Genomic DNA, 18,434 nt, shown 5'->3' with positions numbered 1-18,434 from the left:
CGTGCCGATGCTCCGCGCTTCTGCCCGTAGGGCGTGGGAGTGAGCTTGCTCACGAAGGGCAGGTGCAGGCGCGACTATCGTGCCGCGCTCTGCGTCGCATGCCTTCAGCCAATAAAAAGCCCCGCTAAAAAGCGGGGCTCTGTGGTGCGTGCTGTCAGGGTAATCAGCTGCCTTTGACGGCCTTGCCGTTGACGGTGCCGTCCAGCAAAACGATGTTGTATTCCTTGCCGTCGGTTTCGACCTGTTGCAGGCGGACCAGCAGGTAATCCCAGTCCTTGGCGAACCACAGCACAGTGGTGCGCTTGCTTTGCGTCGGGTCACGCACGCGCTCGACCTTGATCGCATCGACCTGGCCGGTCTTGGTGGTGACTTTTTCCGAACCCAGCACGCGGAAGTCGTAGGTGTCTACTTCATCACCGTCGACAACCTGATAGCTCATGCTCTTCTTGCCCTCAGCGATGTCGTGTTGCAACGCCAGCTGATAGGTGGACTTGTCGAGGATGCCACGGTTGAGCGGCAGCTTGATCGCATCGCCACGGTCGGTGCCGGTGACGAACTTGGTGTTCCAGTCGAACGCCAGATCGACCTTCTTGGATTTACCCAGGCCACTGCGCTCGAAGTTGTAGGTCTGCGGCAGCAGGGTGTCCTTGTCGACCTTCAGGGTGCTGACTTCAGTCAGGCTGGCGATCATCATCGAGGCCTTGAAGCTCAGGGTCCAGGTGCCATTGGCGCCGGCTTCCAGGCTGCGTTCGGCCGTGCCGCTCATGGGCAGCTGTTTCCAGTCGGCGGTGTAGCTGGCGGAGAAGGGTTGAAGGTCTGCGGCCTGTACGGCAGGCAAGGCGAGCAGAGCGAAAGCGAAGAGCAGAGCGCGACGCATAGTATCTCCTAATGTCGAATCAGATGGCCGCTGGCCGGGAGTAACTGGCTATCGAGTAACGCACCTTGTTCACCAAGGCTCAGTCGGCCTTCGGCAAACCAGCGAATGGCCAGTGGGTAAATACGGTGCTCTTGAACATGGACCCGTTGCGCGAGCGTTGCGGGCGTGTCGTGCAACTGTACCGAAATAACAGCCTGTACGACCAGTGGGCCGCCATCGAGTTCCTCGGTAACGAAATGCACGCTGCAGCCATGCTCGGTGTCGCCGGCCTCCAGCGCACGCTTGTGCGTGTGCAAGCCTTTGTAACGCGGCAGCAGGGAAGGGTGAATATTCAGCAGGCGGCCATGGTAGTGGCGAACGAATCCTGCGCTGAGAATGCGCATGAACCCGGCCAATACGACCAACTGTGGCTGGAAGGCGTCGATCCGTTCGATCAGCGCTGCATCGAAGGCTTCACGGCCCTCGTATGCGGTGTGATCCAGTACGCAGGTTTCGATGCCTGCGTCCCTTGCACGTTGCAGGCCGAATGCATCTGCGCGGTTGGAAATCACCGCGCGGATGCGGACGGGGCTGGCCCCGTCCTTGAAGCTGTCGATCATCGCTTGCAGGTTGCCGCCGGTGCCGGACAACAGCACCACGACTTCGCAGATGGCTGGCATCAATGCGCCTTGAGGTTTTTCAGCTCGACCTGTGCTGCGCCTTCGGCAGCGGTGGCGATCTGGCCGATCACCCAAGGCTGCTCGCCGGCTTCACGCAGCACCTTCAGTGCTGCTTCGACGTGCTCCTGAGCGACGCAGATCACCATGCCCACGCCGCAGTTCAGCACACGGTGCATCTCGTTTTCCGCAACGTTGCCTTGCTGCTGCAGCCAGTCGAACACGGCCGGACGCTGCCAGCTGGCGACGTCGACCACGGCCTGAGCGCCTTCCGGCAGTACGCGTGGAATGTTGTCGAGCAGGCCGCCACCGGTGATGTGGGCCATGGCCTTGACTGCGCCGGTTTCCTTGATCAGCTTGAGCAGCGGCTTCACGTAGATGCGGGTCGGCGCCATCAGCAGTTCGGTCAGTGGCTTGCCGTCCAGCTGGATGTTTTCGATATCGGCGCCTGCCACTTCGATGATCTTGCGGATCAGCGAGTAGCCGTTGGAGTGCGGGCCGGACGATGGCAGGGCGAGCAGGGCGTCACCGGCAGCGACTTTCGAGCCGTCGATGATCTCGGCCTTTTCCACGACGCCGACGCAGAAGCCTGCCAGGTCGTAGTCTTCGCCTTCGTACATGCCCGGCATTTCAGCGGTTTCGCCGCCGACCAGCGAGCAGCCGGCCAGTTCGCAGCCGGCGCCGATGCCGGTGACGACCTGAGCGGCGGTGTCGACGTTCAGCTTGCCGGTGGCGTAGTAATCGAGGAAGAACAGTGGCTCTGCGCCGCAGACCACCAGGTCATTGACGCACATGGCGACCAGGTCGATGCCGATGGTGTCGTGCTTGTTCAGGTTCAGCGCCAGACGCAGCTTGGTGCCCACGCCGTCGGTGCCGGAAACCAGAACCGGTTGCTTGTAGCCGGCCGGGATTTCGCAGAGGGCGCCGAAGCCTCCCAGGCCGCCCATGACTTCCGGACGCTTGGTGCGCTTGGCGACGCTCTTGATGCGTTCGACCAATGCTTCACCGGCGTCGATGTCTACACCGGCGTCTTTATAGCTCAGGGAGGGTTGCTTGCTCATAGAAAATCCAGGCCTTTAGGGGGGATTCGGAGGTATCGACCGCTGCGTTAGGGCCCGTTCAGCACCGCGCTGTCATGCGGTGGTAATGTTGGGGCCATGGCGATTGCCGGTCTGCGAAGGCGCGCGATTTTATCAGGCTTGCTCATCAGGGGCCATCCTTGCGCCGACAACAGGGCGGTGTTGCACCAAATTAACCTCAAGCAGGTGGCCTGTCAGTGCGAGCCTGAACGTTTAGGGTGTACTTTATGCGCGAACTGAATGATAGGTGGCTCACGTCTGTCCCAGACTGGTACACCTGCTGAAACCGCTTCTTTTTACTTTTTTCCGTTCGGGAACTGTCCATGCGTTTTTCCAGAATTCTTCTAGTCGGCTGTCTGTCCCTGATCAGCCTTCCCAGCCTTGCCGAAACGGTCAGCAACCTTTATCAGGTTCGCGAGCCGGTCAATGGCCAGTCGCCCGATGAGCGCACGCGGGCCACGCAGGCCGCCGTCGAAACCCTGGTGCTGCGCCTGACCGGCGACGCCAAGGCCGTGCAGGGCTCGGCCATCGCCGCACTGCGCAAGGACCCGCAGCAGATCATCAGCCAGTACGGCTACGAGGCTGGCCCGCCGGGAACCCTGCTGGTCGACTTCGATCCGGCCACCACCGACCGTGCCTTGCACGATGCGGGGCTGCCGATCTGGGGCAGCAATCGCCCGTCGATTCTCGGCTGGTGGCTGAATGACTCGGTGGAAGGCTCGAATCTGGTCGGCGACGGTCAGGCCGCTGCCGAACCCTTGCGCCAGGCCGCTCAGCACCGCGGACTGCCGCTGCGTCTGCCGCTGGCTGATTTGAGCGAGCAGGGTATCGGTAATGCGAAAACCCTGGAGGGCACTGACCCTGCGCCGCTCAAGGAAGCCTCCGAGCGCTATGGCGCTGACGCGATACTGGCCGTGCACGCCCGGGAAGATGGCGGTCAGTGGCAGGGCAAATGGCGCTTGTGGCTGGGTGATCAGCGCGAACAGGGCACCGCAACCGGTGCCACGTCCGAGGCCTTGGCCGATGCTGTGCTGCTGTCGGTCAGCGAGCGTCTGGCTCCGCGCTTCGTCGCCAAGCCCGGTGCGTCGACCGGCATGCTGATCCAGGTCCAAGGCATGACACTTGAGCGCTATGCGCAACTGCTTCAGTTACTCGAACCGTTCGGCGTGCGTCTGAGTTCTGTCGAAGGCGATAAAGTGGTGTTTGAGGTCAGTGGCAGCACCGATCAGCTACGCTCGCAGTTGTCGCTGGCCAAATTGCAGGAAGTGCCCGCAGCCGAAGCAGCCGCTACCGCAACGTCGCCTGCTGCGCCTGTCGATGCGACTGCGCCGGTTGCGCCAGCCAATGGAGCTGCTGCTCCGGCACCTGCGCCCGCACCGATGATTGTTCCGGCGTCTGCGCCACAGCTCTATTTCCGCTGGTAACCCGGCAAGAACGCTTTTCCACTGGCTTGAGGGATGTTGATGACTGATACGCGGCGTTGGTTCTGGATCGGCGGCCTGGCCTTGCTGGTTGCATTCGTGGTGCTGTTGCACACGATCCTCACTCCTTTTCTGGTGGCGTTACTGCTGGCCTACATGGGTGATCCGCTGGTGGACCGTCTGGAGCGCGCCGGACTGTCCAGAACCCTGAGCGTTGTGGTCGTGTTCGGGTTGTTCACGCTGGTGCTGATGGCGTTGCTGCTGGTTCTGGTGCCGATGCTCGCCAAGCAGTTGTTCCGTCTTTACGAGCTGGCGCCGCAGATTCTTGACTGGCTGCAGCACTCGGCGTTGCCGTGGGTCCAGGCCAAGTTCGGGCTGGCAGACGGGTTCTGGAAGTTCGACAAGGTCAAGGCAGCCATCTCCGAGCATATGGGCCAGGCCGGGGACATCGTCTCTATCGTGCTGTCCCAGGCTACGGCGTCCAGCCTGGCGCTGATCGGCTGGCTGACCAATCTGGTGCTGATCCCCGTGGTGTGTTTCTACCTGCTGCGTGACTGGGACATCATGACCGGCAAGATCCGTGGCCTGCTGCCGCGTCAGCGTGAAGGGCAAATCGTCAAGCTGGCGGGCGAGTGCCACGAAGTGCTGGGCGCGTTCATACGCGGTCAGTTGCTGGTGATGGTCGGCCTTGGCGTGATCTATGCGGCCGGTCTGATGCTGGTCGGGCTGGAGTTGGGCCTGCTGATCGGCGTGATTGCCGGTCTGGCGGCCATAGTGCCTTATATGGGGTTCGTGATCGGTATCGGTTCGGCGCTGGTGGCCGGGCTGTTCCAGTTTGGCGGTGACCTGTACCCGATGATGGGGATTGTGGCGGTGTTCATGATCGGTCAGGCCCTCGAGGGGATGGTGCTGACGCCGTTGCTGGTCGGTGATCGCATCGGCCTGCACCCGGTCGCCGTCATCTTCGCGATTCTGGCGGGTGGCGAGCTGTTCGGCTTCACCGGCATTCTGCTGGCCCTGCCGGTGGCGGCGGTGATCATGGTGCTGGTGCGCCACATGCATGATCTGTACAAGGACTCGGAAATCTACGCAGGCGCGGAAGATCCGGAGCTGTAAGATCGATGCAAGCCTCTTTGCCGCCCGGTGAAGAGGCTCATGCCTTGAGTGCATGCCCCCTGCAAACTCCCTGTCCTGGGCTCTGTACGAAAAGTGGCTGCGCTCGGTGATGCTTCGTTAAAAACAGGCTCGGATGCGAGTCCAATCGGAATGCTCATTTACAACACGTAGAGTCGAGCGCGACCCCGGCCGTTCCTCGCCTGCTTTTGCCTTGCCTGACCTTCGCTCGCCGACTTTCGTACAGCGCCTGGACGGCGCTTTACTCACCCTGACGCAAACCTTTGATTTTGCTTGAGGTCTGTCGCATTGTGCGACCAGCGTCACGGGTATAAACTTTGCGCTCTTTACACAGAGGCCCTTGACGGTTTGCATGAGCCGTTAGTCAGCATGAAACCGATTCAGCTGCCCCTGAGTGTGCGTCTGCGTGATGACGCCACTTTCGTCAATTACTACCCAGGCGCCAACGCCGCTGCACTCGGCTATGTCGAGCGGCTGTGCGAAGCCGACGCTGGCTGGACCGAAAGCCTCATCTATCTGTGGGGCAAGGACGGAGTAGGGCGCACGCACCTGCTGCAGGCTGCCTGCCTGCGTTTCGAGCAGTTGGGCGAGCCAGCGGTGTATCTGCCGCTGGCCGAAGTCATAGATGAAGGCATCGAGCTGTTCGATCATCTGGAGCAGTACGAGCTGGTGTGTCTGGACGATCTGCAGGCGATCGTCGGCAAGCCCGACTGGGAAGAAGCGCTGTTTCATCTGTTCAATCGTCTGCGTGACAGCGGGCGTCGTCTGCTGATTGCCGCGTCCAAATCGCCCCGCGAATTGCCGGTAAAGCTTCCCGACCTGAAATCGCGCCTGACCATGGCATTGGTGTTCCAGATGCGCGGTCTGTCCGACGAGGACAAGCTGCGCGCCTTGCAACTGCGTGCCTCTCGGCGTGGTTTGCACCTGACCGACGATGTCGGGCATTTCATCCTGACGCGTGGTACACGCAGCATGAGCGCGCTGTTCGAATTGCTCGAGCGCCTCGATCAGGCGTCACTCCAGGAAAAGCGCAAGCTGACCATTCCCTTCCTTAAAGAGACCCTCGGGTGGTAGATCAGGCGCTGTTGATGCAGACGGCGGCTGCCTTGCGCCATGCACAACGGATTCTGGTGATCACCGGGGCGGGTTTGTCTGCCGATTCGGGGTTGCCGACCTACCGTGGTGTGGGCGGGCTTTACAATGGCAAGACCGATGATGGCCTGCCTATCGAAATGGCCCTGTCCGGGCCCATGCTGCGCCGTGACCCCGAGCTGTGCTGGAAGTACATCGCTGAACTGGGCAGGGCGTGCCTGGGTGGCGAGCCGAATATCGCGCACTACGCCATCGCCCAGTTGCAGCGCATCAAACCCGAGTGCTGGGTGCTGACCCAGAATGTCGACGGTTATCATCGCGCGGCGGGCAGTCCGCCGGAGCGCCTGATCGAAATTCACGGGCAACTCTCGCCACTGTTTTGCCAATCCTGCGGTGCTGAGGATTCGCAATTGAGTGAGCACTTGCAGCGACCTTTGCCCCCCTTATGCCCGGCATGTAGTGGCATTTTGCGACCGTTCGTCGTTCTTTTTCAGGAAATGCTTCCCGAAAAAGCCCTGGAAACACTGTATGAACAGCTGGCTAAAGGCTATGACGCGGTGCTGAGTATTGGCACCACCGCAAGCTTCCCCTACATTCACGAACCGGTCATTCGCACCAGGGTTTCCGGGGGTTTTACCGCAGAAATCAATCCGCAACCGACGGATCACAGCGCGCAGATGGACGTCTTTTTGCCCTACCGCGCGGCACATGTCATGGCCGAACTCATAAGTCACATCTAGTTCGATTGAATTTGCAAATCACCTTCATAAAAGGCATAGTCTCGCCATCTTAACTAGTCAGCCACGGTTGTGCCCATGCAAGTTGTTCGCTTCGCACCCCTCGTGCCTCTCGCACTCGTTACATTTCTCTTCGGTTGCTCGGCCAATATGCCGGTCGCACAGCAGGAACAGGCCCAGCCAGTTCCACGCTATCAGAGCGCAATCAATGCCAATGCCCAGTCCGCAGCCCGTCGCGCCGACGCGGCAGTCCTGCAGGACGAGCTCGCTACCGAAGACGAACTGGCCCAGTTCGCTGATAACAAGTCTTACCAACTGCCGGCCCTGGCCGACAGCATCCTGGAGCGTGGCAAGTCGCTGATCGGCACACGCTACAAGTTCGGCGGCACGTCGACTTCTTCGGGTTTCGATTGCAGCGGCTTCATCGGTTATCTGTTTCGCGAAGAGGCCGGCATGAGCCTGCCACGTTCCACGCGTGAAATGATCAACGTCAACGCACCTCTGGTGGCGCGCAACAAGCTTCAGCCGGGCGATGTGCTGTTCTTCAGTACTCGCGGTCGCGGTCAGGTCAGCCACGCAGCGATCTACGCCGGTAATCGGCAGTTCATCCACTCCAGCAGTCGCCGCAGCGGCGGTGTGCGCATCGACAGCCTCGATGACGCCTACTGGAGCAAGACCTTCATCGAGGCCAAGCGGCCCCTGGCGATGGCCCCGGGTACTGTTGCAGTAAAATCGACACCTGAAGTAACGCAGACAACGGCGATGACTTCGACTACAGTCAAGACCGCGCCCAAGCGGCGTAAATAAATAGAACGCGCAGTACAAGACCTTCGGGTCTTTCTGCGTTTTTGAGCTTCTCGGCAGCGTAAGCCGCATCCGGATAGGTTGTTGTGGTTATGTCGATTGCGTTGCGCCTGTTAGTCATTTCTGTTGCTGCGTTGCTCGGTGCCTGCGCCAGCGCGCCGCCCCCGCCCAAAGCGCCTCGGATCGTTCAGCGTCCGGTGGTCACTGCTCCTCCCCAGATTCTTTCTCCAGCTGCCGAAGACGTGCTGTTTCGTGCGTTGGGGCTGGTTGGCACGCCTTATCGCTGGGGCGGCAACACGCCTGACTCCGGTTTCGATTGCAGCGGTCTTATAGGTTATGTCTATCGTGATGCGGCCGGCATTTCCCTGCCACGTTCCACACGCGAGATGATCGTGATGGGCGCACCGAATATTCGCCGCGAGCAACTGCAGTCAGGTGATCTGGTGTTCTTTGCCACGTCAGGTGGTTCGCAGGTGTCGCATGCGGGGATTTACGTGGGCGAAGGCCGCTTTGTGCATGCGCCGGCCACTGGTGGCACGGTCAAGCTCGACAGTCTCGACAAGCCTTACTGGCAGAGAGCCTACCTCAACGCCAAGCGCGTGATTCAGCCGTCCAGTCTGGCGCAGAATCGGCCCTAGGCAGGAGCCGCTGATCAGCGGCTCCCCCCAGCTCCAGCCTCAGGATCGGACGCAGAGCGTTCAGAAAGGCGTATCCACGCTGGAGCGTGGCACGCTGGGGATCGCCGCAGCTGTGCCGGCCTCTTCGCGAGCAAGCTCGCTCCCACAGGAATAACCGCTCGGCGTTACTGAGCAGCCTTGGCTGATGTCACGCGCCAGATCTTGTTGCCGACATCGTCCGCCACCAGCAAACCGCCGCGCTGGTCATTGACCACGCCAACCGGACGGCCCATGGCTTTTTCATCCTTGTTGAGGAAGCCGGTCAACACATCGACCGGTGTGCCGTTGGGTTTGCCGCCACTGAATGGAATGAACACCACCTTATAGCCGCTGTGCGGTTTGCGGTTCCATGAGCCGTGCTGGCCAATGAACAGGCCTTCGTTGAACGGTGCAGCCAGTGTCTTGCCGTCGGCGAACACCAGGCCCAGCGAAGCGGTGTGCGGACCGACTGCGTAATCCGGGGCAATCGCCTTGGCGACCAGTGCCGGGTTCTGCGGCTTGACGCGCTCGTCGACATGCTGGCCGTAGTAGCTGTAAGGCCAGCCGTAGAATGCGCCGTCCTGCACCGAGGTAACGTAGTCAGGCACCAGATCGCTGCCGATCTCGTCGCGCTCGTTGACCGCCGTCCACAGTTTGCCGGTCTTCGGCTCCCAATCCATGCCGTTGGGGTTGCGCAGGCCGGACGCGAAGATCCGGTGGTTGCCGGTGGCCGCGTCCACTTCCCAGATCGCCGCACGACCCTCTTCCTTGTCCATGCCGTTTTCGGCCACGTTGCTGTTGGAGCCCACGGTCACGTACAGCTTGCTGCCATCCTTGCTGGCGATGACATTCTTGGTCCAGTGGTGATTGAGCGTGCCGCCCGGCAGGTCGACCACCTTGGTCGCCTGCGCGCTGATCGAGGTCTGCCCTGATTCATACGGGAAGCTGATCAGGCGATCGGTATCGGCGACATACAGCTTGTTGCCCACCAGGGTCATGCCGAACGGCGAATTGAGGTTTTGCAGGAAAACCGTGCGCGTCTCTGCCACACCGTCCTTGTCTACGTCGCGCAGCAACGTGATGCGGTTGGCGCTGGGCACACCGGCACCGGCGCGGCCCATGACTTTTTCCATCACCCAGCCGCGAATGCCTTTGGAGTCATCCGGTTTGGCGGGCGAATTGGTTTCTGCGACCAGCACGTCACCGTTGGGCAACACATACAGCCAGCGCGGGTGGTCGAGGTTTTCGGCGAACGCAGCCACTTGTGTGCCCGGCGCGGCGACCGGCTTGGCGCCTTTTTCCCAGCCTACGGCAGGGGCGATGTTGACGGTCGGGATCAGCGTCTTGTTGGGCTCCGGCAGCTTGGGCGAGGGGCCTGTTCCATCCGAGACTTGCAGTCTCGAAGACTCGCCGCAGGCAGCGAGGCCGCCGGCGACCAGAAGCAACACTGCGTAGTGGGGGCTGAGTTTGAACATTGTCGATCTCCATTAACAAGGGCATGGTCCAGTAACTGATAGAGGCACCGCCAACCCGCTAGGTTCAATCACGTTCCGCGGCGACGGTGTCGATTGACGCTCCCGGTCCAACCCTCTACCCTTCGCGGTTTGTTTCAGGTGCTCTGCAATCCCCGATTGGCAGAGTGAAACAGGGAAGCCGGTGTGGGTCGACAGATCCGATCCCGGCGCTGCCCCCGCAACGGTAAATGAGTCAAGGCTGTGCCTGACGCCACTGTGTTTCGACATGGGAAGGCGCGCAGCCGGGGTGACCCGCTCATGAGCCCGGAGACCGGCCTGAATCACTCAATGACATCACGGAGGGTGATGTTCTGTGCAGGGCGTTGCCGTGCTGTCCAGTGCTGTCCTTCCGTCTGTTGTCGCCTGCCCCGAGCGGAGAACCCAGATGAACGAATCCCCCGAACGCGACGAACGCCATCTGGCGCGCATGCAGCGCAAGAAAGCCGTCATGGACGAGCGTATCGCCAGCTCGCCCAACGAGTGCGGCCTGCTGCTGGTATTGACCGGCAATGGCAAGGGCAAGAGCAGCTCGGCATTCGGCATGCTCGCCCGCGCCATGGGCCACGACATGCAGTGTGGTGTGGTGCAGTTCATCAAGGGCCGCAACAGCACGGGCGAAGAAATGTTTTTCCGCCGTTTCCCCGAGCAGGTGCGCTATCACGTAATGGGTGAGGGCTTCACCTGGGAAACCCAGGATCGCCAGCGCGACATCGCCGCCGCCGAAGCCGCCTGGGCCGTGTCTCAGGAAATGCTTCGCGATCCGGCCATTGGTCTGGTGGTGCTCGACGAACTGAACATCGCCCTCAAACATGGCTACCTCGACCTTGAACAAGTGCTCAGCGACCTGCAGGCACGTCCGCCGATGCAGCATGTATTGGTGACTGGCCGCGGTGCCAAAGCCGAATTGATCGACCTGGCCGATACCGTTTCCGAGATCGGCGTGGTCAAGCACGCGTTTCAGGCCGGTATTCGTGCGCAGAAAGGTATCGAGCTGTGAACCCTTCATCATTGAGCGCATTGCAATGAGAGCCCCGCGTGATTGTCCGGCGGTATTGATCGCTGCGCCTGCCTCCGGGCAAGGCAAAACCACGGTGACCGCTGCACTGGCACGCTTGCACCGCAACCAGGGGCGCAAGGTCCGGGTGTTCAAGTGCGGCCCGGACTTTCTTGACCCGATGATTCTTGAGCGGGCCAGTGGTGCGCCGGTCTATCAACTGGACATGTGGATGGTCGGTGCCGATGAAAGCCGTCGTCTGTTGTGGGAGGCGGCTGACGAGGCGGACCTGATTCTGATCGAAGGGGTCATGGGGCTGTTCGACGGCACGCCGTCGAGCGCCGACCTGTCCCGGCATTTTGGCGTGCCGGTACTCGGTGTGATCGACGGCACGGCCATGGCGCAGACGTTTGGCGCACTGGCGCTGGGCCTGGCGCGCTATCAGCCTGATCTGCCGTTCGCCGGCGTGCTGGCCAATCGCGTCGGCACGGTACGCCATGCGCAGTTGCTGGAGAACAGCCTGACCGAAGGCCTGCGCTGGTACGGCGCACTGTCCCGGGAAGTCGGCTTCGAATTGCCCAGCCGTCATCTGGGGTTGGTCCAGGCCAGTGAGCTCAATGATCTGGACGTGCGTCTAGACATGGCTGCTGCGGCGCTGGCCAGTACCTGTGAAGTGGCTTTGCCGCCGGCCGTGACCTTTACGGCGCCCGACCCGGTTCATGCCGAACCGCTGCTGCGCGGCGTACGCATTGCCATCGCACGCGATGAAGCCTTTGCCTTTCTGTATGGCGCGAGCCTGGAACTGCTGAGGAACATGGGCGCCGAGCTGAGTTTCTTCTCGCCGGTCCATGATCGCGAGCTTCCCGAGGCCGACAGCCTGTACCTGCCCGGTGGCTACCCGGAGCTGCACCACGTGGCGTTGGCCGCCAATGGCACAATGCAGGCTTCGATCAGGGCTCACCATATTGCCGGCAAGCCGATTCTTGCCGAGTGCGGCGGCATGCTCTATTTGCTCGAAGCCCTGACCGATGTCGAGGGCGTGCGCGCCGAACTGGTCGGCTTGCTGTCCGGTGAAGCGGTCATGCAGAAGCGTCTGGCGGCGCTGGCCTTGCAGGCCGTCGAGCTGCCCGAGGGCACGCTGCACGGCCATACCTATCACCACTCGCTGACCAGCACCGAGCTGCAGCCGATTGCGCGTGGCGTCAGCCCCAATGGCGGGCGCGGCGCAGAAGCGGTCTATCGTTTGGGTCGTCTGACCGCGTCCTACGTGCATTTCTATTTTCCTTCCTGCCCCCGGGCGATTGCGGCGCTGTTCAAACCATGACCGAGCAAGCGTTCAGCCCCGAAGAGCGGGCTGCGGTGTACCGCGCTATCGCCGAACGTCGCGACATGCGCCACTTCATCGGTGGTACGGTCGCGCCCGAGCTATTGGCGCGCGTGCTCGAAGCTGCGCATCAGGCTCCCAGCGTCGGGCTGATGCAACCGTGGCGCTTCATCCGCATCAGCGACCCGCTATTGCGCGGCAGGATGCAGGCGCAGGTAGAGGAGGAGCGTATTCGTACCGCCGAGGCGCTGGGGGAGCGAACCGACGAGTTCATGAAGCTCAAGGTCGAAGGCATCAACGACTGCGCAGAAGTGCTGGTCGCCGCGCTGATGGAAGGGCGTGAGCAACACATTTTCGGGCGTCGCACCTTGCCCGAAATGGACATGGCATCGCTGTCCTGCGCGATCCAGAACCTGTGGCTGGCATCGCGTGCAGAAGGCCTGGGCATGGGCTGGGTGTCGCTGTTCGACCCCGAGGCATTGGCCGAACTGCTGGGCATGCCTGACGGCGCGAAGCCGCTGGCGATAATTTGCCTGGGGCCGGTCAAGGAATTCTATCCTGCGCCAATGCTGGTGATGGAAGGCTGGGCGCAGGCGCGTCCGCTGCACGAGCTGCTGTACGAGAATCAATGGGGAGTGAATCAATGAGTGTGGCGCTGTTGAGCGTCGCCGGGGTCGCGCTGGATGCGCTGCTCGGTGAGCCAAAACGATGGCATCCGCTGGTGGCGTTCGGCAACTTCGCCAATCGGGTCGAGCAGCGTTTCAACAGTGGCGGCCGTGGCTGGCGCAGTCACGGCGTTACCGCCTGGGTCATCACCGTTGTGCCGCTGACGCTGCTGGCCACGCTGCTGAGCTGGTTGCCTGGCGTGGGCTGGCTGTTCGAGATTCTGGCGCTGTATGGCGCGCTGGGCATGCGCAGTCTGGGCGAGCACGTTCAGCCGGTGGCGCAAGCGCTGCGCAGTGATGATCTGGTTGAAGCACGTCAGCGGGTCGGTTATCTGGTCAGTCGCCAGACCACTGAGCTGGACGCTACCGAAGTCGCCCGCGCAGCCACCGAGTCGGTGCTGGAGAACGGTAGCGATGCGGTGTTCGCGGCGTTATTCTGGTTTGTCGTGGCCGGTGCGCCCGGCGTGGTGCTGTACCGGCTGAGCAATACGCTGGACGCCATGTGGGGCTATCGCAACGAGCGCTTTGAGCGTTTTGGCTGGGCTGCGGCGAAGATCGACGATCTGCTCAACTATATTCCCGCACGTCTTGTGGCATTGACTTACGCCTTGTTGGGCAAGACCCGACTGGCGCTGCGTTGCTGGCGCACACAGGCTCCGGCCTGGGACAGTCCGAATGCCGGTCCGGTGATGGCCGCTGGCGCAGGCGCGCTGGGTGTCGAACTGGGTGGCGCGGCGATCTACCACGGCGAGTTGCATCAGCGTCCGCAACTGGGTGAGGGTGCGCCTGCCGACGCGGACTCGATCGATCGCGGCTGGCAACTGGTGCAGCGCGGCGTCTGGTTATGGCTGCTGGTCATCTGCGTGGCGGCTGAGTTTTATGCTTGAGCACGGCGGGTGGTTGCGCGCGGCGGCGCAGCATTACGGTATTCAGCTAGCCGACTGGCTGGACCTGTCCACCGGGATCGCGCCCTGGTCGTGGCCCATCCCGGAGATTCCGACGCGTGCCTGGGCGCGGTTGCCCGAGACCGACGATGGTCTGGAAGCGGCGGCCTGCACGTATTACGGTGTGTCCCGGTTATTGCCGGTGTCTGGTTCGCAGGCCGCGATTCAGGCACTGCCGCGGGTGCGCAGCGGAGGGCGAGTTGGCGTTCTGTCGCCCTGCTACGCAGAGCACGCGCATGCCTGGCGCAAGAACGGTTTCGTGGTCCGTGAGGTGGGTGAGCAGGAGGTCGACTACTTCCTCGACAGCCTGGACATACTGGTAGTGGTCAACCCCAACAACCCGACCGGCCTGCACCTGAGCGCCGAGCGCTTGCTGGAGTGGCATGCACGACTGGCCGAGCGCGGTGGCTGGCTGGTCGTCGATGAAGCGTTCATGGATAACACGCCGGGCATGAGCCTGGCGGCCGAAACAGGGCGCAGCGGGCTGATCGTCCTGCGTTCGTTTGGCAAGTTTTTCGGCCTGGCTGGCGTGAGGCTCGGTTTTGTCATGGCCGAGCCGGTGCTGTTGAGGATGCTGGCGCAGGAAATCGGCCCCTGGTCGGTCAGTGGGCCAACCCGGATCATCGGTCAGGTGTGCCTCAGTGATCAGCAGGGGCAGGCGCGTCAACGTGAGCGCTGTGACCAGGCCCGCGACCGGCTGGTGGCGTTGCTCGACCGCTACGCTCTGACCCCGCAAGGCGGCTGTGCGCTGTTCCAATGGCTGGTGACCCCTGAGGCGCAGATGCTCTATGAGTTTTGTGCGCGGCGCGGCGTGCTGCTGCGTCTGTTCAAGGGTGACACCTCCGAGTCGTCCAGTCTGCGTTTCGGTCTGCCCCGCGACGAGGCCGACTGGCTGCGGCTGCACGATGTTCTGCTTGAATACCGCAAGGAATACCCATGAGCACGCTGATGGTACAAGGCACCACCTCCGATGCCGGCAAAAGCACTCTGGTGACGGCCCTGTGCCGCTGGCTGACTCGTCAGGGCGTCAAGGTCGTGCCGTTCAAGCCGCAGAACATGGCGCTCAACAGCGCGGTGACTGCAGACGGCGGCGAGATCGGCCGCGCGCAGGCCGTGCAGGCGCAGGCGTGCTACCTCGAACCGCACACCGACATGAACCCGGTGCTGCTCAAGCCCAACAGTGACACGGGCGCGCAGGTGATCATTCACGGCCGTGCAGTGACCACCATGAACGCGGTGGCTTATCACGGCTACAAAGAGATCGCCATGCAGGCGGTGCTGGAATCGCATCGGCGCCTGGGTGAAAGCTACCCGGTGATCGTGGTCGAGGGCGCGGGTTCTCCGGCCGAGATCAACCTGCGCGCCAACGATATCGCCAACATGGGCTTTGCCGAGGCGGTCGACTGCCCGGTGCTGCTGATTGCCGATATCAATCGTGGCGGGGTGTTTGCCCATCTGGTCGGCACCCTTGAGCTGCTGTCGCCCAGTGAGCAGGCGCGGGTCAAGGGTTTCATCATCAACCGTTTTCGCGGTGACATCGCCTTGTTGCAGCCGGGTCTGGACTGGCTGGAAGCACGCACCGGCAAGCCGGTGGTTGGCGTGCTGCCCTACGTGATGGACCTGCACCTGGAAGCCGAAGACGGCCTGGACCAGCGCCAGACCGACAAGGTCGAGCATGTGCTGAACGTGGTGGTCCCGGTGCTGCCTCGCATCAGTAATCACACTGATTTCGACCCGCTGCGCCTGCACCCTCAGGTCAATCTGCAGTTCATCGGTCCCGGCCAGGCGATTCCTCCTGCTGACCTGATCATTCTGCCCGGCTCGAAAAGCGTGCGCAGCGATCTGAACTACCTGCGCAACAATGGCTGGGACACCGCCATCGAGCGGCATTTGCGTTATGGCGGCAAGCTGATGGGGATCTGCGGCGGCCTGCAAATGCTCGGTGAGCAGGTGCACGATCCTCTCGGGCTGGAAGGCGCAGCCGGGTCCAGCGCCGGGTTTGGCCTACTGGCAATGAGCACGGTGCTGGAAGCGGAAAAGCAACTGCGCAATGTGCGCGGTCGTCTGACCCTGGAAGACGCCGAGGTCAGCGGCTACGAAATTCATGCCGGGGTAACGACAGGGCCGGCGCTGGAGCAGGCTGCCGTGCAACTGGACGACGGGCGTTGCGATGGCGCGCAGAGTGTCGACGGGCAGGTGCTCGGGACTTACCTGCACGGCCTGTTCGAATCACCTGCGGCCTGTAGCGCGTTACTGCGCTGGGCGGGGTTGGCGAACGTGCAGTCCGTCGACTATCACGCCCTGCGCGAGCGCGACATCGAACGTCTTGCGGACCTGGTGGAAAAACACTTGGACGGCCCATTGCTTCGCGAACTGTGTGGCCTGGAGGCGAACTGAATGCTGCAATTGATCCTCGGCGGCGCGCGTTCCGGCAAGAGTCGCCTGGCGGAAAAACTGGCCGCCGACAGCACGCTGAAGGTGACCTACATCGCCACCAGTCAGCCTCTGGACGGCGAAATGAATCAGCGTGTTGCCAGCCATCGCGCACGCCGTCCCGAGCACTGGGGGTTGGTCGAAGAGCCGATCGAGCTGGCGCGGATGCTGCGCGAAAATGCGGCGCCCGATTGCTGCCTGCTAGTCGATTGCCTGACCCTCTGGCTGACCAATCTGCTGATGCTCGACAACCCCGAGCGCCTGCTTCAAGAACGTGAATCCCTGCTCGACAGCCTTGCCGGGCTGCGGGGTGAAATCATTTTTGTCAGCAACGAAACCGGGCTTGGCGTCGTGCCGCTCGGCGAACTGACCCGTCGCTATGTCGATGAAGCCGGCCTGTTGCATCAGGCGCTGGCCGAGCGTTGCCAGCGTGTCGTGTTGACCGTTGCCGGCTTGTCCCTGACGTTGAAAGGAACCGCGCTATGAGTAATTCCTGGTGGCTCAAGCCTGCACAGGCCATTGATGTACCGATGCGCGAGGCGGCACTGGCCCGTCAGCAGCAACTGACCAAACCCGCCGGTTCGCTGGCGCAACTGGAGCGCCTGGCGGTACAGCTGGCCGGTTTGCAAGGGCGTGAGCGTCCGGCCGCCGATCAACTGTGGATCGCGATTTTTGCCGCTGATCATGGTGTCGTCGCTGAAGGTGTGTCGGCGTATCCACAGGAAGTCACCGGGCAGATGCTGCACAACTTCGTCAACGGCGGCGCCGCGATCAGCGTGCTGGCGCGTCAGCTCTCCGCGCAACTGGACGTGGTCGATCTGGGCACTGTGTCGCCAATGGATTTGCCCGGGGTGCGCCATCTGCGCATTGGCGCGGGCACCGCTAATTTTGCCTATGGGCCGGCCATGAGTGTCGAGCAGGGGCTCGCTGCCCTGCAGGCCGGGCGTGACAGCGTATTGCGCGCCAAGGCTGTCGGCACTGAACTGTTCATCGGCGGCGAGATGGGCATCGGCAACACCACAGCCGCCAGCGCAGTCGCCTGCTCGTTGCTGGAGTGCGCTGCGCCGTTGCTGGTCGGACCCGGTACCGGGCTGAACGCCGAGGGCATTCAGCACAAGACTCATGTCATCGAGCGCGCACTGGCATTGCACGTCGATCAGGCGGGAGACCCGTTGAACAGCCTGTTCTGCATGGGCGGCTTCGAAATCGCCGCGCTGACCGGTGCGTACCTGGCCTGCGCGCAGGAAGGTATTGCGGTACTGGTCGACGGTTTCATTTGCAGCGTGGCCGCGCTGGTAGCGGTGCGCCTGAATCCCTCCTGCCGCAACTGGCTGTTGTTCGGTCATCGGGGCGCTGAACCGGGCCACCGGCATCTGCTGGAAACGCTGCAGGCCGAACCGCTGCTGGACCTCGGTTTGCGTCTGGGCGAGGGCAGCGGTGCCGCACTGGCTGTGCCGCTGGTACGCCTGGCGTGCGAGCTGCACAGCGGCATGGCGACGTTTGCCGAAGCAGCTGTGGCGGATCGCCCCGCATGACCTTGCACCTGGACCTGTTGCGGCACGGCGAAACCGAACTGGGCGGCGGCCTGCGCGGCAGTCTCGACGACGCGCTGACCGAGTCTGGCTGGCAGCAGATGCGTGCGGCGGTGGTCGATGGCGGACCCTGGACACGGATTGTCAGCTCGCCGCTGCAACGTTGCGCACGTTTCTCCGAAGAGCTGGCGCAGCGCTTGTCGTTGCCTCTGCACCTGGAGCCAGGTTTGCAGGAGCTGCATTTCGGCGACTGGGAAGGGCACAGCCCTGCGCAACTCATGGAAACCGATGCGCAGGGCCTGGGTCTGTTCTGGGCGGACCCCTACGCGTTCACACCCCCCAACGGCGAGCCGGTGCTGGATTTCTCGAGCCGGGTATTGAGTGCCATTGAGCGTCTGCATCAGGCTTACGCCGGTGAGCGCGTGTTGCTGGTCAGTCATGGCGGTGTCATGCGCTTGCTGGTGGCGCAGGCGCGTGGTTTGCCGCGTGAGCAACTGTTGCAGGTGGTGGTCGGGCATGGCGCGCTGTTGTCGATTCAGGTCGCTGCTGATCGCGTACTCACGGAGATCTGA

The 18,434-nt window shown here is 62.4% G+C and carries 19 protein-coding genes and 1 riboswitch; of the genes, 15 read left to right on the top strand and 4 right to left on the bottom strand.

Annotated elements, in window-relative coordinates; all coding sequences use genetic code 11:
- Positions 1–163: 163 nt before the first annotated feature.
- From ACW55A_RS26010 to purM, 3 genes are read right to left on the bottom strand one after another with little or no spacing between them, the layout of a single operon-like run.
- Positions 164–877, bottom strand: coding sequence for a DUF3108 domain-containing protein (locus tag ACW55A_RS26010; RefSeq protein ID WP_003369623.1), 714 nt, complete (start codon positions 875–877; stop codon positions 164–166).
- Positions 878–885: 8 nt separating this feature from the next.
- The gene (purN, locus tag ACW55A_RS26005) at positions 886–1,536 is read right to left on the bottom strand and encodes a phosphoribosylglycinamide formyltransferase (RefSeq protein WP_003344861.1); all 651 of its coding nucleotides are present in this window, start codon (positions 1,534–1,536) and stop codon (positions 886–888) included.
- Positions 1,536–2,594: a phosphoribosylformylglycinamidine cyclo-ligase gene (purM, locus tag ACW55A_RS26000; protein ID WP_003344863.1), complete on the bottom strand. Its 1,059-nt coding sequence runs from the start codon at positions 2,592–2,594 to the stop codon at positions 1,536–1,538. Before purM ends, purN begins: the two co-directional genes overlap by 1 nt.
- Before the next feature lie 341 nt (positions 2,595–2,935).
- On the opposite strand from purM, the gene ACW55A_RS25995 reads away from it, so the two are divergent.
- From ACW55A_RS25995 to ACW55A_RS25970, 6 genes are all read left to right on the top strand, one after another.
- A complete protein-coding gene (locus tag ACW55A_RS25995; RefSeq protein WP_498811754.1) occupies positions 2,936–4,036 on the top strand; it encodes a DUF2066 domain-containing protein in 1,101 nt (366 codons plus the stop codon).
- A gap of 39 nt (positions 4,037–4,075) precedes the next feature.
- The gene (locus ACW55A_RS25990) at positions 4,076–5,149 is read left to right on the top strand and encodes an AI-2E family transporter (RefSeq protein ID WP_498811755.1); all 1,074 of its coding nucleotides are present in this window, start codon (positions 4,076–4,078) and stop codon (positions 5,147–5,149) included.
- Positions 5,150–5,536: 387 nt separating this feature from the next.
- Positions 5,537–6,241: a DnaA regulatory inactivator Hda gene (gene hda / locus ACW55A_RS25985; protein ID WP_003369632.1), complete on the top strand. Its 705-nt coding sequence runs from the start codon at positions 5,537–5,539 to the stop codon at positions 6,239–6,241.
- Positions 6,242–6,255: 14 nt separating this feature from the next.
- Positions 6,256–6,999, top strand: a complete 744-nt coding sequence (locus ACW55A_RS25980) for an NAD-dependent deacylase (protein ID WP_498811757.1) — start codon at positions 6,256–6,258, stop codon at positions 6,997–6,999.
- Positions 7,000–7,074: 75 nt separating this feature from the next.
- On the top strand, positions 7,075–7,803 hold the full coding sequence (locus ACW55A_RS25975) for a C40 family peptidase (RefSeq protein WP_003369635.1): 729 nt from the start codon (positions 7,075–7,077) through the stop codon (positions 7,801–7,803).
- A gap of 89 nt (positions 7,804–7,892) precedes the next feature.
- The gene (locus tag ACW55A_RS25970) at positions 7,893–8,438 is read left to right on the top strand and encodes a C40 family peptidase (protein ID WP_003369637.1); all 546 of its coding nucleotides are present in this window, start codon (positions 7,893–7,895) and stop codon (positions 8,436–8,438) included.
- Positions 8,439–8,602: 164 nt separating this feature from the next.
- Here the strand turns inward: ACW55A_RS25970 and ACW55A_RS25965 are convergent, their stop codons facing one another.
- Positions 8,603–9,931 carry a PQQ-dependent sugar dehydrogenase gene (locus ACW55A_RS25965; protein WP_072364814.1) on the bottom strand — a complete coding sequence of 443 codons (1,329 nt, stop codon included), beginning with the start codon at positions 9,929–9,931 and terminating at the stop codon, positions 8,603–8,605.
- A 119-nt stretch (positions 9,932–10,050) separates the two neighbouring features.
- Positions 10,051–10,264: riboswitch (cobalamin riboswitch) on the top strand.
- A 91-nt stretch (positions 10,265–10,355) separates the two neighbouring features.
- Here ACW55A_RS25965 and cobO point away from each other — a divergent pair.
- Genes cobO through cobC form a run of 9 tightly spaced genes read left to right on the top strand, consistent with a single transcriptional unit; the run spans position 10,356 to position 18,434 of the window.
- Complete coding sequence (gene cobO / locus ACW55A_RS25960) at positions 10,356–10,967, top strand: cob(I)yrinic acid a,c-diamide adenosyltransferase (RefSeq protein ID WP_003369640.1); 612 nt, start codon at positions 10,356–10,358, stop codon at positions 10,965–10,967.
- A 25-nt stretch (positions 10,968–10,992) separates the two neighbouring features.
- A complete protein-coding gene (locus tag ACW55A_RS25955) occupies positions 10,993–12,288 on the top strand; it encodes a cobyrinic acid a,c-diamide synthase CobB (protein ID WP_455809476.1) in 1,296 nt (431 codons plus the stop codon).
- Entirely contained in the window at positions 12,285–12,935 is a 651-nt protein-coding gene (gene bluB, locus ACW55A_RS25950) for a 5,6-dimethylbenzimidazole synthase (protein WP_003369646.1), read from the top strand. The genes ACW55A_RS25955 and bluB overlap by 4 nt, the downstream gene beginning before the upstream one ends.
- Complete coding sequence (gene cbiB / locus ACW55A_RS25945) at positions 12,932–13,840, top strand: adenosylcobinamide-phosphate synthase CbiB (RefSeq protein ID WP_003369648.1); 909 nt, start codon at positions 12,932–12,934, stop codon at positions 13,838–13,840. The genes bluB and cbiB overlap by 4 nt, the downstream gene beginning before the upstream one ends.
- On the top strand, positions 13,833–14,837 hold the full coding sequence (gene cobD, locus ACW55A_RS25940; RefSeq protein WP_455809474.1) for a threonine-phosphate decarboxylase CobD: 1,005 nt from the start codon (positions 13,833–13,835) through the stop codon (positions 14,835–14,837). Before cbiB ends, cobD begins: the two co-directional genes overlap by 8 nt.
- Complete coding sequence (locus ACW55A_RS25935) at positions 14,834–16,294, top strand: cobyric acid synthase (protein WP_096128217.1); 1,461 nt, start codon at positions 14,834–14,836, stop codon at positions 16,292–16,294. The genes cobD and ACW55A_RS25935 overlap by 4 nt, the downstream gene beginning before the upstream one ends.
- On the top strand, positions 16,295–16,816 hold the full coding sequence (gene cobU, locus ACW55A_RS25930) for a bifunctional adenosylcobinamide kinase/adenosylcobinamide-phosphate guanylyltransferase (protein ID WP_498811762.1): 522 nt from the start codon (positions 16,295–16,297) through the stop codon (positions 16,814–16,816).
- Positions 16,813–17,865, top strand: coding sequence for a nicotinate-nucleotide--dimethylbenzimidazole phosphoribosyltransferase (cobT, locus tag ACW55A_RS25925; RefSeq protein WP_024661928.1), 1,053 nt, complete (start codon positions 16,813–16,815; stop codon positions 17,863–17,865). Before cobU ends, cobT begins: the two co-directional genes overlap by 4 nt.
- Complete coding sequence (gene cobC, locus ACW55A_RS25920; RefSeq protein WP_003434382.1) at positions 17,862–18,434, top strand: alpha-ribazole phosphatase family protein; 573 nt, start codon at positions 17,862–17,864, stop codon at positions 18,432–18,434. The genes cobT and cobC overlap by 4 nt, the downstream gene beginning before the upstream one ends.

Source organism: Plantibacter cousiniae (nom. nud.) (assembly GCF_977070315.1).
The sequence above is the reverse complement of the archived record's forward strand: the minus strand, read 5'-3'. Positions and strand labels throughout refer to the sequence as shown.